The sequence below is a fragment of the Streptomyces sp. LMG1-1-1.1 genome (assembly GCF_040815545.1).
Classification (GTDB): domain Bacteria; phylum Actinomycetota; class Actinomycetes; order Streptomycetales; family Streptomycetaceae; genus Streptomyces.
Window position 1 is genome coordinate 261,906 of the sequence record NZ_JBFPNH010000001.1, and the last position, 13,721, is coordinate 275,626.

Annotated in this window: 15 protein-coding genes; 7 read left to right on the forward strand and 8 right to left on the reverse strand. The window is 74.1% G+C overall.

What is annotated here, in order from left to right; genetic code table 11:
• Positions 1 to 82 precede the first annotated feature (82 nt).
• Positions 83 to 499: a hypothetical protein gene (locus MRBLMG1_RS01005; protein ID WP_367819717.1), complete on the forward strand. Its 417-nt coding sequence runs from the start codon at positions 83 to 85 to the stop codon at positions 497 to 499.
• Here the strand turns inward: MRBLMG1_RS01005 and MRBLMG1_RS01010 are convergent.
• Positions 489 to 1,295, reverse strand: coding sequence for a helix-turn-helix domain-containing protein (locus tag MRBLMG1_RS01010; RefSeq protein ID WP_367819719.1), 807 nt, complete (start codon positions 1,293 to 1,295; stop codon positions 489 to 491). The genes MRBLMG1_RS01005 and MRBLMG1_RS01010 overlap by 11 nt on opposite strands.
• A gap of 99 nt (positions 1,296 to 1,394) precedes the next feature.
• Here MRBLMG1_RS01010 and MRBLMG1_RS01015 point away from each other — a divergent pair, with 99 nt between their 5' ends.
• Positions 1,395 to 1,700: a 4a-hydroxytetrahydrobiopterin dehydratase gene (locus MRBLMG1_RS01015; protein ID WP_367819720.1), complete on the forward strand. Its 306-nt coding sequence runs from the start codon at positions 1,395 to 1,397 to the stop codon at positions 1,698 to 1,700.
• 34 nt (positions 1,701 to 1,734) lie between these two features.
• Positions 1,735 to 2,481 (forward strand): class I SAM-dependent methyltransferase, encoded by a 747-nt coding sequence (locus MRBLMG1_RS01020; protein WP_367819722.1) that lies wholly within the window; start codon positions 1,735 to 1,737, stop codon positions 2,479 to 2,481.
• A 123-nt stretch (positions 2,482 to 2,604) separates the two neighbouring features.
• Here MRBLMG1_RS01020 and MRBLMG1_RS01025 read toward each other — a convergent pair whose 3' ends face one another.
• Both MRBLMG1_RS01025 and MRBLMG1_RS01030 read right to left on the reverse strand, forming a co-directional pair.
• Entirely contained in the window at positions 2,605 to 3,078 is a 474-nt protein-coding gene (locus tag MRBLMG1_RS01025) for a hypothetical protein (RefSeq protein WP_367819724.1), read from the reverse strand.
• Complete coding sequence (locus tag MRBLMG1_RS01030) at positions 3,075 to 3,560, reverse strand: hypothetical protein (RefSeq protein WP_367819725.1); 486 nt, start codon at positions 3,558 to 3,560, stop codon at positions 3,075 to 3,077. Before MRBLMG1_RS01030 ends, MRBLMG1_RS01025 begins: the two co-directional genes overlap by 4 nt.
• A gap of 39 nt (positions 3,561 to 3,599) precedes the next feature.
• Here MRBLMG1_RS01030 and MRBLMG1_RS01035 point away from each other — a divergent pair, with 39 nt between their 5' ends.
• The gene (locus tag MRBLMG1_RS01035) at positions 3,600 to 4,550 is read left to right on the forward strand and encodes a helix-turn-helix transcriptional regulator (RefSeq protein WP_367819727.1); all 951 of its coding nucleotides are present in this window, start codon (positions 3,600 to 3,602) and stop codon (positions 4,548 to 4,550) included.
• 144 nt (positions 4,551 to 4,694) lie between these two features.
• Here MRBLMG1_RS01035 and MRBLMG1_RS01040 read toward each other — a convergent pair whose 3' ends face one another.
• Positions 4,695 to 5,558 carry an NmrA family transcriptional regulator gene (locus tag MRBLMG1_RS01040; protein ID WP_367819729.1) on the reverse strand — a complete coding sequence of 288 codons (864 nt, stop codon included), beginning with the start codon at positions 5,556 to 5,558 and terminating at the stop codon, positions 4,695 to 4,697.
• 100 nt (positions 5,559 to 5,658) lie between these two features.
• Here MRBLMG1_RS01040 and MRBLMG1_RS01045 point away from each other — a divergent pair, with 100 nt between their 5' ends.
• Together MRBLMG1_RS01045 and MRBLMG1_RS01050 are read left to right on the forward strand one after the other, a co-directional pair.
• Entirely contained in the window at positions 5,659 to 6,594 is a 936-nt protein-coding gene (locus MRBLMG1_RS01045; protein ID WP_367819731.1) for an AraC family transcriptional regulator, read from the forward strand.
• 77 nt (positions 6,595 to 6,671) lie between these two features.
• Positions 6,672 to 7,667 carry a class I SAM-dependent methyltransferase gene (locus MRBLMG1_RS01050; RefSeq protein ID WP_367819733.1) on the forward strand — a complete coding sequence of 332 codons (996 nt, stop codon included), beginning with the start codon at positions 6,672 to 6,674 and terminating at the stop codon, positions 7,665 to 7,667.
• An 18-nt stretch (positions 7,668 to 7,685) separates the two neighbouring features.
• Here the strand turns inward: MRBLMG1_RS01050 and MRBLMG1_RS01055 are convergent, their stop codons facing one another.
• On the reverse strand, positions 7,686 to 8,150 hold the full coding sequence (locus MRBLMG1_RS01055) for an RICIN domain-containing protein (protein ID WP_367819734.1): 465 nt from the start codon (positions 8,148 to 8,150) through the stop codon (positions 7,686 to 7,688).
• A gap of 128 nt (positions 8,151 to 8,278) precedes the next feature.
• Here MRBLMG1_RS01055 and MRBLMG1_RS01060 point away from each other — a divergent pair, with 128 nt between their 5' ends.
• Positions 8,279 to 9,550, forward strand: coding sequence for an SUKH-4 family immunity protein (locus MRBLMG1_RS01060; RefSeq protein WP_367819736.1), 1,272 nt, complete (start codon positions 8,279 to 8,281; stop codon positions 9,548 to 9,550).
• A 179-nt stretch (positions 9,551 to 9,729) separates the two neighbouring features.
• On the opposite strand, the gene MRBLMG1_RS01065 is transcribed toward MRBLMG1_RS01060, so the two are convergent.
• From MRBLMG1_RS01065 to MRBLMG1_RS01075, 3 genes are all read right to left on the reverse strand, one after another.
• Positions 9,730 to 10,524, reverse strand: coding sequence for an aldo/keto reductase (locus MRBLMG1_RS01065; RefSeq protein WP_367820286.1), 795 nt, complete (start codon positions 10,522 to 10,524; stop codon positions 9,730 to 9,732).
• 142 nt (positions 10,525 to 10,666) lie between these two features.
• Positions 10,667 to 12,490: an AMP-dependent synthetase/ligase gene (locus MRBLMG1_RS01070; RefSeq protein ID WP_367819737.1), complete on the reverse strand. Its 1,824-nt coding sequence runs from the start codon at positions 12,488 to 12,490 to the stop codon at positions 10,667 to 10,669.
• Between the two features lie 283 nt (positions 12,491 to 12,773).
• Positions 12,774 to 13,640 (reverse strand): LysR substrate-binding domain-containing protein, encoded by an 867-nt coding sequence (locus MRBLMG1_RS01075; RefSeq protein ID WP_367819739.1) that lies wholly within the window; start codon positions 13,638 to 13,640, stop codon positions 12,774 to 12,776.
• Positions 13,641 to 13,721 lie beyond the last annotated feature (81 nt).

Here is a 13,721-nt window from a genome sequence, read left to right on the forward strand (position 1 = left end):
TCACCGGAACCCGGGCGGCGCACTCCGCTCGGGCTTCGGGACCACTACCAGCACGAACGTCCCCCGTGGAGGGTGATTCGCCATGTCCCAGACTCTGCTCGCCGGTCTCGCTCGCACGACGCGCCCCGAGGTGGCGGTGCGCCGCTTCCTGGCCCTCGACGCGGTGGTGACGGGGGCGAACGGGATCGCGTACGTGGCCGCGTCGGGTCCGTTGGGGGAGGTGCTGGGGGTCGATGCGGGGCTGCTGTTCGAACTGGGGTTGTTTCTGACGGCGTTCGCCGCGGGGGTGGCGTGGCTGGCGAGCAGGCAGCGGCCGGCGGCGGTCGCGGTGAAGGCGGTCGTGGACGCCAACGTGGTGTGGGCGCTGCTGAGCGTCGTCGCGCTGGTGGCCTGGCTGGAGCCGACGACGGCGGGGCTGCTGTGGACGCCGATGCAGGCGGCGACCGTCGCAGGGTTCGCCGGACTGCAGTGGGCGGCCCTGCGGGCGGCTAGCCGCTGAGTGACCGGAGGTACGCGACCGTCGCCGCGTCGGCCGGGAGGAAGGTCTCGATGGCCAGCTCGGCGACGGTCACGTCCATCGGGGTGTTGAACGTCGAGATCGACGAGACGAAGGACAGGACCTGACCGTCGTGGGCGATGCGCATCGGCAGCGCGAAGTAGGGGTACGGCTCCTCCTCCGGGGTCTCGTCGGCATCGGCGCCCGGCGGTAGCGGGTAGGCGGCCACCTCCTCGTACAGGGCGCGCAGCGACTCGGAGCGCGCCAGGCCGATCTGACGCTCCATCTGGGCGAGCAGGTGGTGCCGCCACTCGCGGAGGTTGAGGATCCGGGGGGCGAGGCCCTCCGGGTGGAGGGTGATCCGCATGGCGTTCAGCGGGGGAGTGAGCAGGTGCTCCGGGAGGCCGGCGAGGAGCAGGCCGATGCCCTGGTTGGCCGCGACGACCGTGTACGAGCCGTCCACCACGAGCGCCGGATACGGGTCGTAGCCCTGGAGCAGCCGCTCGATGCCTTCCCGCAGCGCTTCGAGGCGGGGGGCGTCGAGCGGCGACTCCGTGTAGCGGGGGGCGTATCCGGCCGCGAGCAGCAGGGCGTTGCGCTCCCGCATCGGCACGTCCAGGTGCTCGGCGAGCCTGAGGACCATCTCCTCGCTCGGCCGGGAGCGGCCCGTCTCGACGAAGGAGATGTGCCGCGCCGAGGAGTCGGCGCGCAGAGCCAGCTCCAGCTGGCTCAGTCTGCGCTGCTCGCGCCATCCGCGCAGCAGTGGCCCTACCCCCGTGTCGCTCACGACAGTTGTCATGGCCAGACGGTATCCCAGAGGGGGACCCGGGTAGGTTTCTCCCGGGGCCCCTGTCCGTCACCCCGTCACCCGCACCGCCCGACCGGAGGGAGCACCGCCGTGGCCACACAGCCGCTGTCGCAGAAGGAGATCGAGGACCGACTGCGGGAGCTCCCCGGCTGGTCCGTCGACGAGGACCGGCTCTCCCGGACCTACCGGCTCGGCGACCACTTCGCCGCGACGGCCCTCGTCGTGCACGTGGCGCAGATCCAGCAGGAGCTGGACCACCACTCCGACCTCACCCTCGGCTACAACACGGTCGCCCTCTCCGTGAACACCCATTCCGCGGGCGGTGCCGTCACCGAGAAGGACTTCGAACTCGCCGAGCGCGTCGAGGGGATCGCCCCGGGCCACGGCGCGAACTGACCCCTCGTGCCCCGGCGCTCGTAAGATCATCCGCATGGCTGAGACCGTGCTCGACTACGAGGCAGAGGCAGCGCACTACGACCGGACCCGGGGCGGCGTGCCCCGGGCCGAGGCCGCGGCGCGGGCCGTCCTGTCCCTGGTGCCGCCCGGTGCCCGCACCCTGCTCGACCTGGCCTGCGGCACCGGCCTCGTCACCGAGCGGCTCACCAGGCCGGGCCTCGGCGTGTACGGAGCCGACGCCGCCCACGCGATGCTGCGGACGGCCGCCGGACGCGTCCCCGGCCGGACCGTGCGGGCCGACGCCCGGCGGCTGCCGCTGCCCGACGCCTCGGTGGACGCGGTCTCGGCCGTCTGGCTGCTGCACCTCGTCCCCTTCGCGCCGGAGATCGTCGCCGAGGCGGCCCGAGTGCTGCGGCCCGGCGGCGTCCTCGTCGCCACCGTCGACAAGGACGCCGCCCACGACGTCGGCAGCGACATCGACGAGGTCCTCCGCCCGCTCCGCTCGGCCGCACCGGCCTCCGACCGCGCCGACCTCGTCACCGCGCACGCCGCCGCCCACGGCCTCGACCCCGCCCCCGGCGCCCTCTTCACCGGCCACGGCCAGGGCGCCACCCCGCGCGACACCGTGCGCAAACTGCGCGCCGGCTACTTCGCCTCCTGGTTCAGCGGAGACCCCGCGACCACCGAGACCCTCGCCGCCGCCCTCGGCACCCTCCCGGACCAGGACCGCCGCCGCGCCGACCCCCGCTACCGGCTGGCGAGCTTCGTCAGGCGCGGCTGACCCCTCACCTGCCGGTGCGCCTGAGCCCTCACGCGTCGGTGCGCCTGAGCCCTCACCCGTCGGCGCGCCTGAGCCCTCACGCGTCGGCGCGGCCGAGCCCCCACCCCCCGGCGCGGCCGAGCCTCACCCGTCGGCGCGGCTGAACTCCATCACCCAGTTCGTCACCCACCGCGCCCCGGCCCCGTGATCGTCCGGCGCGAACGCCTGCTCCCAGCGGGCCGTGTCCGGACCGATCCCGGACCAGCGGAACCGCACCAGGACCGGACGTCCCCGGTAGCTGTCGGTCCCTTCGAAGACGCCCGACCCGTCCTCGGCGAACCGGCCCCTGACCGGCGGGCAGAGCGTTCCCGTACGGCTGTCGGACCAGTTCAGGGTCCACTCGCCGGTCTCCGGCTCGTACAGCCGCAGCGTCAGCCCGCTGAACCCCTTCGACGGGAACACGATCTCGTCGACATGGGCGCGCCCGTCCCAGAAGAGCCGTCCCGTCGTGTGCCCGTCGAACTCCTCCCAGCCGCCGGCCGGGTCGAGGAAGTCGGCGAGGCGCCGGTTGCGGACCGTCCACGCGCCGTCGAGGAAGTCGAAGCCGTGGTGCGTCACGCGCTCGCCCCCGTGGCCGTGGTACCGGAGGGGAGCGCGTCGCCGAGGTAGGCGGCCAGATCCGGAGTCTCCGGCGCGAGCATGTGCCGTATCCAGGCGCTCCGTTCGTGTCCGAGCGGCGCCAGCTCCCACACGCAGCCGATCCAGGGGCGTTCGGTCCGGACGAAGTGCGCCGGATCGGTGTCGGGGCAGTCGAGGGCGGGCTGGCCGGCGGCCGCGCCGCGGAAGTGGAGCACGTTGTCCCAGACCCAGCTGTACGTGTTGAGGTAGGCGCCGGTGTCGCCGCCGCGGTGGAGCACCACGAAGCCCGCGGCCGGAGTGCCGTCCGGCTCGGGGAGCAGCTCCGGCAGGAGGGCGTACGCGGCCCGCTCCACCTCGGGTTCGATGCCCGCGGGATCGGAGGTGACGTGGTAGCGCTTGAGGTGCCGCCCGGCGATCTCGACCGGCGGCAGGGCGAGGAGGTTCTTCTCTGCGAAAGCCATGGCTGGACCGTACGAGCCCTTCACTGACACCTTGTGTCAGTGAAGTCCAGTCGTCTCCTCTCGATCCTCCTGCTGCTCCAGACCGGCGGCCGGATGACCGCCGGCCGGCTCGCCGAGGAGCTCGGGGTGTCCGTCCGCACCGTCTACCGGGACGTCGAGGCGCTGCACGCCGCCGGGGTCCCGCTGTACGGGGACGCCGGGCACCGCGGCGGCTACCGGCTCCTGCCGGGACACCGCACCCGCCTCACCGGCCTCTTCGCCCCCGAGGCGGAGGCGCTGGTCCTGGCCGGCATGCCCGGGGCCGCCGAAGGACTCGGGCTCGGACCGCACTTCGCCGACGCCCAGCTGAAGCTGCGCGCGGCGCTCCCGGCGGCCCTGCGCGAGCACGTCGACCGGCTGCGGGCCCGCTTCCTCATCGACGCCCCCGGCTGGTACGACGAGGGCGACGAGGCCCCGTTCCTGCCGGAGGTCGCCGACGCCGTCCGCACCGGCCGCGTCGTCGAGGTCCGCTACCGGCGCTGGAAGGAGCCGACCGACGTCGACCGGCGCCTGGAGCCGTACGGTCTCGTGCTGAAGGCCGGCCGCTGGTACCTGATCGCCGGGCCCGGACCGCGCACCTACCGCGTGGACCAGATCCTCGCGCTCACCGTCACCGACGACGAGGCCGTGATCCCGGCGGACTTCGAGCTCGCCGCGCACTGGCGGGCGAGCGGGACCGACTTCCACCGGCGGCTCCACCAGGGCGAGGCCGTCGTACGGATCTCCGCGCGCGGCGCCGCCCGGCTCACCGGAGCCGCCGCCCGGGCCCTCGCCGCCACCGGCACGCCCGAACCGGACGGCTGGACCCGCGCCACCCTCCCCGTGGAATCGCCGCGGCACGCCCACGACACCTTCCTGGGACTCGGCGCGGACGTCGAGGTCCTCGCTCCCGAGGACCTCCGCGACCGCATCGCCGCGACCGTACGGACGCTGGCGGAGCGATACGGCTGAGGGGAGCACCACGCCCCCGGCCGTCACCGACCCCGTCACCGGCCGTCACCGACCGCGTCACCGTGGTCCGGTCGTCACCGACCGCGCCCCCGGCTTCGCCCCCGGCCCTGCCCCTGCCCCCGCCCCCGACCCCCGGCCCCCGCCTCAGGCGACCGGTCCGCCCCACGTCTCCGTCGCGAAGTCGGCGAAGGAGCGCGGCTCGCGGCCCAGGATGCGCTTCACGCCGTCCGTCGCGGAGGCGTTGTGGCCGTCGAGGAGCGTCGCGAACAGGGCGGCGAGCCACTCCGCCTCGGGCGCCGGGAGGCCGAATCCGGCGAGCAGTCCGGCGTAGTCGGCCTCGGACACCGGCGCGTAGACCACCGGGCGGCCCGAGGCGCGGGAGATCTCCGCGGCGACCTCGGCGAAGGACAGCGGCCGGGGGCCGGTCACCTCGTGCACCCGCCCGGCGTGACCGTCCGCCGTCAGGGTCTCGACGACGACGTCCGCGAGGTCGTCCGCGTCGATGAAGGGCTCGGCGGTGTCCCCCGCGGGGAAGACGACCGCGCCTTCGGCGACGCCCTCCGCGAGCAGTCCCTCCGAGAAGTTCTGCGCGAAGAACGAGGCCCGTACGACGGTCAGTTCGGCCCCGGAGGCCGCGGCGCGGAGGGACTCCTCCGCCAGGACCGCCTCCGGCTCCCCGCGCCCGGAGAGGAGCGTGAGCCGTCGTACGCCGTTCTCCACGGCCAGCCGGCCGAAGGTCTCCATCGCCTCGACCGCGCCGGGGGCGGCCAGGTCCGGGTAGTAGGCCACGTAGGCGGCGTCCGCGCCCCGGAGCGCGGCGGCCCAGGTCTCCGGGGCCTCCCAGTCGAAGGGGGTCGCCCCGCTGCGGGACCCGGCGCGGACCGTGGCGCCGAGTGCCGTGAGGCGTTCGGCCACGCGCCGACCGGTCTTGCCGGTGGCACTGGTCACCAGGACCGTCGTGGCGCGGGTGGTCGATGCGGGCTGCGTCTGCTGCGTGTTCGTCGTCATGGCTCAAGACTCCCGCCGGCGGCCCCCGCCGCCCATGCTCCGCCGTCTCACGGGCCTACGCCTCCGTCTCACCCGCGCGCACGCTCTACCCTTGCCCACCATGGACGCACTCGCCGGACTCCTCGACGGTCCACGCGCCAAGGGCGCCTTCCTGCTGCGCATGATCATGGAACCGCCGTGGTCCGTGCGCATCGAGGACGAGGCCCCGATCTGCCTCATGTGCGTCACCGACGGCGAGGCGTGGATCGTCCCCGACACCGGCGCTCCCGTCCTCCTGCGCCCCGGGGACATCGCCATCGCCTGCGGCCCGGAGCCGTACACGGTCGCCGACACCCCCGACGCGCCGCCGCGCGCCCGCATCGGACCCGACGGCACCTGCACCACCCTCAGCGGCGAGCCCCTCTCGCAGAGCATGCGGCTCGGCGTCCGCACGTGGGGCAACGCGCCGGACGGCGGCACGACGGTCCTCGTCGGCACGTACCTGATGGACGGCGAGGTCGGCCGCCGGCTCCTCGACGCCCTGCCGGGACTCGTGCACCTGCCCGCGGACGTGTGGAACTGCCCGCTCATGCCCTTCCTCGACGAGGAGATCTCCCGCGACGAGCCCGGCCAGTCCGTCGTCCTCGACCGGGTCCTCGACCTGCTGCTCATCGCCGCCGTCCGCGCCTGGTTCGCCCGGCCCGGCGCCGAGGCGCCCGCCTGGTACCGCGCCATGGGCGATCCGGTCGTCGGCCGGGCGCTCCGGCTCCTCCAGAACGATCCCGCCCACCCGTGGACCGTCGCCTCGCTCGCCGCGAAGGCGGGCGTGTCCCGGGCCGCGCTCGCCCGCCGCTTCACGACGCTCGTCGGCGAGCCCCCGATGGCGTACCTCACCGGCTGGCGGATCGCCCTCGCCGCCGACCTGCTGCGCGAGCCGGACGCCACGGTCGAGGCCGTCGCCCGGCGGGTCGGCTACAGCGGCGCGTTCGCCCTGAGCGCCGCCTTCAAGCGGGTACGGGGGATCAGCCCGCAGGAGCACCGGACCGCCAGGGAGTGACGGACGCCGCCCCGGCACCGTTTGCCGGACCGGCAACATTTCTCGCGCTCCGCGCGGCCCCGACGCACCCTGGTCGCATGAGCCAGCATCACGGATCCCACCCCGGCCACTCGCACGGCGAGGGCCACGGCACCCAGCACACCGAGGCGCACACCGACGCCGTCGACCCGCACGGCGACGGGCACTCCGGCGGTCACCGGCACGGCCACGGCGGTCACCACCACGACGGCACCCACCTGGACTGGGCCGAGCTGGGCCCGCTCCTGGAGCGGCAGGCCGAGGTCGCGGGCTCCGCGTACGCGGACGCGGCCGCCTGGCTCGGCACGCTCGCCCCGGTGCCGGGCGTCCGCCGGATCCTCGACGTCGGCAGCGGCCCGGGCGTCGTCACGAGCCTGCTCGCGGAGGCGTTCCCGGGTGCCGAGGCGGTGGCCGTCGACGGCAGCCCCGCACTCCTCGCCCGCGCCCGGACCTACGCCGAAGCCCGCGGGCTCGGCGCCCGGGTCTCGACCCTGCACGCCGAACTCCCCGAGGCCATCGGCTCCTTGGGGAGCGCCGACATCATCTGGGCGGGCAACTCCATGCACCACATGGGCGACCAGGGGGCCGCGCTCGCGGCGTTCGCCGAACTGCTCCACCCCGGCGGCCTGATGGTCCTCGTCGAGGGCGGGCTGCCCCTCCGCCACCTGCCCTGGCACATCGGGATCGGCCGGCCGGGCCTGGAGGCCCGGCTCGACGCCGCCCAGGCGGACTGGTTCGGCGAGATGCGCGCCGATCTCCCCGGCGCCAAGGACGAGCCGGACGACTGGCGGGCCCTCCTCGCCGGCGCCGGACTGACCCCGGCCGGCACCCGCACCTTCCTCACCGACATCCCCGCGCCGGTGTCCCCGGTCGTACGGGAGCTGGCGGTCTCCCACTACACGCGTCTGCGGGACGGCGTCGCCGCCCGGCTCGACGCGGACGACAAGGCGACGCTCGACCGGCTCCTTGACCCCGCCGACCGGGCGTCGCTGCACCACCGCGGCGACCTGTTCCACCTCACGGCCCGCACGGTCCACACCGCCCGCAAGGGCTGACGGACCGGGCGCGACGCGTCAGGACACCGACTCCAACCGCCACCACTGGAACGGGGAGTCGGTGTCCTCCCACTGCCGGACGTCGCCGCCGTCATCCGTCGATCCGGCCGCGACCTCCAGGAGCAGCCCGCTGACGAAGCTCACCAGGGCCACCGTCCCCGGCGACTGGAGGTCCTGCTCGATGATCCATTCCTGCGCGCCGAAGTTGTTCGCCGTCCACTGCTGGATGTTGGCGCCGTTCTCCGTGGACGCGTTCGCGACGTCGAGGCGCTTCCCGCTCGCCGCGTTCACCAGGTGGTACAGCCCGCCGCCGTTCGGCACGGGCCTGATGTGCCAGTGCTGCCCGGGAGTTCCGTTCTCGGTGCCCTGCTGCACGTTGGCGCCGCTGCGCTTCGACCCCTGGTACACCTCGAGCAGCAAGCCGCTCGCCACGTTCCGCACCCGGTAGAGGCCCTCCTCCACGGGCCCCGGAGAACCGCTCACCACACCGACTCCTTCACTTCGCCAGGCTGTTGGACGCGCGGCGCGCGGGCCGCGGGGCGGCCCCGCCGGGCGTCGACGACTCTACGTCGCGGGTACGACAGCGGGCCGGGCCTGACACCATGGGGCCGGTGACCGATCCCGATCTCCGTTCCCTGCTCGACGACCCCGCCCGGGTCCTGCGCCACGACCGCGCCGAGCTCCGCACCCTCCTCGACGCCCTGCCGGGGGGCGACGGCGGGGTGGGCCGCGAGGTGTTCACCCAGGCCGAGGCCGTCTTCGGTGCCGCTCCCGTGACCTCCGCCGAGTTCGCCTCGTGGCTGCACTTCGCGGCGACCGTCCTCGGCCACCGCGCGTACGCCGAGCAGGTGGCCGCCGCCGAACCCGGGCTTCCGTGGCGGACGGTGTGGGCGTGGTGGCGTCCGGTCGGCGCGTACGAGGCCGAGCCGAACCTCAGCGGCGACCGCTCCGCCGAGATGTACGAGGCCGACGGGCGGCCGCTGCTCAGGATCTGGGCGCTGTGGTGCCCGGACACCTGGCTCGACCCGGCGTCCGGACGGGTCCTCCCCGCCCCCGCCGACGGCGCCGAGCCCCGGGACGACGTGGAGCCGGACGGGCCCTGGCTGTTCGACGCCGACGAGGAGTCCTGGGCCCTGCGCGCCCCCGACGGCTGGGAGGAGCCGATCCCGCTGGAGGGCGGCCGCTCGGTCTTCTTGGACGCGCGCGGGGTGGTCGTCGTCGAGCGGAACGACGCGGCCCTCGCCGACTGGCCGACGGGCGGCGCCGACGCCTCGGAGCGGACACCGGCGGACGGCGGACCGTGGTTCCGCCCCGGCACGAGGGACACCGCGGGTCCTCTCACCGCGGCCCGGCTCGACGCGGTGTTCGGAGCCGCCGGGGTCGTCCGGGTCGCGGCGGACGATCTGCCCGCGGCTCTCGTCCACGCGCCCACCCGCGTCCTGCTCGCCGAGGCCGGTCTGCCGCGCCACTGGGCGGCGGGCGTCACGTCGTTCGCGGCGGCGGCCGCCTTCCTGGAACCCGGCCCGGAGGGCCTGCTCCGCGTCGGCTCGTTCGACCTCGGCTACTGCGACCCCGGCGAGGTGTTCCTGGACCCGGTGACCGGCGCGGTCGGCATGCGGCAGCCGGACGGCAGCCACGGCCCCGGCGGCGACGCCGTGTTCCCGCTCGTCCGCGACCTGGACTCCTTCGTCCGGTTCCTGGAGGGGGTCCGCCGGTACATGGGCGCGTGCTGGGATCCGTACGAAGGCGAGGACGGCGTGAAGGCGTTCCTCCGTGCCATGGCGGAGGTGGACGCCGTGGCGCTGGCCGAGGGAGCGCCCGGCGCGGAGGTGTGGGAGCACCTCTTCGCCTCGATCACCGAATTGGGCGTCGACGGCTACTGAGCCCGGGGCAGGGCCACCGGCCCCGCCGTCGGCGGTCACCCGGCCCGACACTCACGATCACCGGTCCCGCCATCGCCGGTCACCCGGCCCGGCACTCGCGGTCACCGGGCCCTCCGTCCGTTCCCGAGGCGCCGCCGCACCGCCGAGGCGGCGCGGTGCGGCAGGCTCTTCCGTGTCCTTCAGGCGCCGACGTTGAACTCGGCCGGGTTCGGGCCGAGACGGCGGTTCTCGTCGAGGGCGTCGACGGCGGCCAGGTCCTCGGCGTCCAGCTCGAAGCCGAAGACGTCGATGTTCTCCCGGATGCGCGACGGGGTGACCGACTTCGGGATCACCACGTTCCCCAGCTGGAGGTGCCAGCGCAGCACCACCTGGGCCGGCGTCCGGCCGTGCTTCTGGGCGATGGCGACGATGGCCGGGACCTCCAGGAGGCCGCGGCCCTGGCCGAGCGGCGACCAGGCCTCGGTGGCGATGCCGAGCCGGGCGTGCTCCTCGCGGGACGCCTGCTGCGGGAGCTGCGGGTGGAGCTCGATCTGGTTGACGGCGGGCACGACCGAGGTCTCGCCGATCAGCCGCTCCAGGTGCTCCGGAAGGAAGTTGGAGACGCCGATCGCCTTGGCGCGCCCGTCCGCGAGGATCTTCTCGAACGCGCGGTACGTGTCCACGTACGCGTCCTTCGTCGGCACCGGCCAGTGGATCAGGTACAGGTCGACGTAGTCGAGGCCCAGCTTGTCGAGCGAGGCGTCGAAGGCCTTCAGCGTCGTGTCGTAGCCCTGCTCGCTGTTCCACAGCTTGGTGGTGACGAACAGTTCCTCGCGGGGGATCCCCGAGGCGGCGACGGCCTGCCCCGTGCCCACCTCGTTCTGGTAGATCGCGGCGGTGTCGATCGAGCGGTAGCCGGCCTCCAGGGCGGTCGCCACGGCCGTCGCCGCCTCGTCGTCCGGCACCTGCCAGACGCCGTAGCCCAGCTGCGGCATCAGGACGCCGTTGTTGAGGGTGACCGAGGGAACGTTGCTGTCCGTGCTCACGTGGGATGAATCCTTACGTCGTCGTCGCTGGCTGTACGGAGGTACTCCCAGCGTCAACGATCACGGAACGTTCCGCATTCCGGCCCGCCGGTCAGCCGTAGAGCGCCTCGACCTCCGCCGCGTACGCCCGCTCGATCGCCTTCCGCTTCAGCTTCAGCGACGGGGTGAGCAGCCCGTGTTCCTCGCTGAAGGGATGCGCCAGGATCCGGAACGTGCGGATCGACTCGGCCTGCGAGACCAGCGTGTTCGCCGCCACCACCCCCCGCCGGATCTCCGTCTCCAGCGAGGGATCGCGCACCAGCTCCGCCGGCGCGAGCGGCGCCCGGCCCTGCATCGCGAGCCAGTGCTCCACCGCCTCCTGGTCGACGGTGACGAGGGCGGCGACGTACGGCCGGTCGTTGCCGACGACGATGCACTGGGCGATCAGCGGGTGCGCGCGCACCCGCTCCTCGAGTCCGGCGGGCGCGACGCTCTTGCCGCCCGACGTCACGAGGATCTCCTTCTTCCGCCCCGTGATGGTCAGATAGCCGTCGTCGTCGAGGGCGCCGAGGTCCCCGGTGGCCAGCCAGCCGTCGTTGAGGACGGCGGCGGTCGCCTCCGGGTCGTTGAGGTAGCCCGAGAAGACCTGGCCGCCGTGCAGCCAGATCTCGCCGTCCTCCGCGATGTGCACCGTCGTGCCGGGCACCGGCTGTCCGACCGTGCCGTACTTGGTCCGGTCGGGCGGGTTCGCGGTGGCGGCCGCCGACGACTCGGTCAGCCCGTACCCCTCGAAGACCGTGATCCCGGCGCCCGCGAAGAACAGGCCCTGCCGGCGGTCCATCGCCGAACCGCCGGACATCGCGTGCCGGACCCGCCCGCCCAGGGCGGCCCGGACCTTCCCGTACACCGTCTTCTCGAAGAACTGGTGCTGCACCCGCAGCGCCGCGGACGGCCCGGGGCCGGTCCCGAACACCTTCTGCTCCAAGGCCTCCGCGTACCCGACGGCCACCTCCACGGCCTTGTCGAACGGGCCGGCCTTCCCCTCGCTCTCCGCCTTGCGCCGGGCCGCGTGGAAGACCTTCTCGAAGACGTACGGAACGGCCAGCACGAAACTCGGCCGGAACGCCGCAAGATCCGGGAGCAGCTCGGCGGCGGCCATCACCGGCTGGTGTCCCAGCTTCACCCCGCCCCGGACCGCCGCGACCTCCACCATCCGTCCGAAGACGTGCGCGAGCGGCAGGAACAGCAGGGTCGACGCCTGTTCCCCCGGCTGGGAACGGAACACCGGCTCCCAGCGGCCCATCAGCATGTCCGTCTCGAACATGAGGTTCGCGTGGGTGATCACACAGCCCTTCGGGCGGCCGGTCGTCCCCGACGTGTAGATGATCGTCGCCACCGTCTCGGGGGTCACCGCCCGCCGGTGCCGGTGGACAACCTCCTCGTCGATGTCCGTGCCGGCCGCCGTCAGCTCGGCCACCGCGCCCGAGTCCAGCTGCCAGAGCCGCTGGAGCCGGGGCAGCCGGTCGATGACCGAGCCGATCGTCATCGCGTGGTCCTCGTGCTCCACCACGCACGCCGTGACCTCGGAGTCGTACAGCATCCAGAAGACCTGCTCGGCGGAGGAGGTCGGATAGACGGGGACGGGCTGGGCGCCCACGGCCCACAGCGCGAAGTCGAACAGCGTCCACTCGTAGCGGGTGCGGGCCATGATCGCGACCCGGTCGCCGAACCGCACCCCCTCCGCGATCAGGCCCTTCGCGAGGCCGAGCACCTCGTCCCGGAAGCCGGCGGCGGTCACGTCCCGCCACTCGCCGTCCGGTCCCTTGCGGCCGAGCGAGATCCGGCCGGGCTCGGTCGCGGCACGTTCGAACACGGCGTCCGCCAGACCGCCGACCTGAGGCGCCGCCTCGACGGGCGGCACGGTGAACTCGCGCACTGACCTGCTCCTCGACGGCTCGATGGCTGGAAAGCCTCTTGTCGCACTCCGTTCGGCGCGGGTGACGGTACCCCACCCGCCTGCCCGGCGGGAGGGCCTTCACCAAGCCGGGACATTCCGTGTTCCCACAGGTCAGGGCTGGTGAGGTGGTCAAGTCACGGTCGCCCCGGCGCTGTTACCGACCGGACGGTACGTCCCCCGGGGGCGAATCTCCACCGAATCTGTACCGACCGCTCACGCGGAGACCTTCCGGGGGTCGCCGTGCGGCCTCGTGCCGCCCGCCTCAGCGGGGCCGGTGCAACCGGTCACCGCCCGCGAGGATCGCGTCCGCCAGCGCGTCGGCCGCCTCCTGCACCGCCCCGCCCCGGCGCCCCGACCGCAGGACGAAGCCCACCTCGCCGAGCTCCGGGAGCCCGGCGCGGGCCGGCACCGGCACGAGGCCCGGCGGCACCAGGCCCCGGGTGTGCGCCATCACGCCGAGGCCGGCGCGGGCCGCCGCGACGTTCGCGCTGAGGCTGGAACTCGTACACGCGATCCGCCAGGCCCTGCCCTGCGCCTCCAGCGCCTCCAGGGCCCGCGCGCGCGTGATCCCCGGCGGCGGGTAGAGGATGAGCGGCACCGGCCGGTCCGGATCGAGCCGCAGCCCCGGCGCCCCGATCCAGATCAGGGAGTCCTCCCAGACGAGCCGGCCGCCGCTCTCCGCCCCGCGCCGCTTGGCCAGGATCAGATCGAGCCGGCCGGCCGCCAGCCGGGCCTGGAGCGTCCCGGACAGCTCGACCGTCAGCTCCAGGTCGACCTCCGGATGCTCGCGCCGGAACGACTCGAGGATCTCCGGCAGCCGCGTCGTCACGAAGTCCTCCGACGCGCCGAACCGCAGCCGCCCCCGCAGCCGGGTCCCGCCGAAGAACGCCGCCGCCCGCTCGTGGGCCTGGAGGATCGTGCGCGCGAACCCGAGCATCGCCTCGCCGTCCTCCGTCAGCTCCACCCGGTGCGTGTCCCGGCTGAACAGCGGCCTGCCCGTCGCCTCCTCGAGGCGCCGCACGTGCTGGCTGACGGTCGACTGGCGCAGCCCGAGCCGGTCGGCCGCGCGCGTGAAGCTCAGCGTCTGGGCAACGGCGAGGAACGTGCGCAACTGGGAGGGCTCGTACACGGCACGACGCTATCGCGGGTCCCGCCATCACGAAAGGTGATGACAGTCAGAGCGCTGTACGGGATTCCCGATCACCGGGCG

Bases quoted from the DNA above. Each gene is read 5' to 3' on its own strand.
- MRBLMG1_RS01030 (WP_367819725.1), bottom strand. From the start codon at position 3,560: ATGGCTTTCGCAGAGAAGAACCTCCTCGCCCTGCCGCCGGTCGAGATC.
- MRBLMG1_RS01045 (WP_367819731.1), top strand. From the start codon at position 5,659: ATGGACGCACTCGCCGGACTCCTCGACGGTCCACGCGCCAAGGGCGCC.
- MRBLMG1_RS01020 (WP_367819722.1), top strand. From the start codon at position 1,735: ATGGCTGAGACCGTGCTCGACTACGAGGCAGAGGCAGCGCACTACGAC.
- MRBLMG1_RS01005 (WP_367819717.1), top strand. From the start codon at position 83: ATGTCCCAGACTCTGCTCGCCGGTCTCGCTCGCACGACGCGCCCCGAG.
- MRBLMG1_RS01050 (WP_367819733.1), top strand. From the start codon at position 6,672: ATGAGCCAGCATCACGGATCCCACCCCGGCCACTCGCACGGCGAGGGC.
- MRBLMG1_RS01040 (WP_367819729.1), bottom strand. From the start codon at position 5,558: ATGACGACGAACACGCAGCAGACGCAGCCCGCATCGACCACCCGCGCC.
- MRBLMG1_RS01010 (WP_367819719.1), bottom strand. From the start codon at position 1,295: ATGACAACTGTCGTGAGCGACACGGGGGTAGGGCCACTGCTGCGCGGA.
- MRBLMG1_RS01065 (WP_367820286.1), bottom strand. From the start codon at position 10,524: ATGCCGCAGCTGGGCTACGGCGTCTGGCAGGTGCCGGACGACGAGGCG.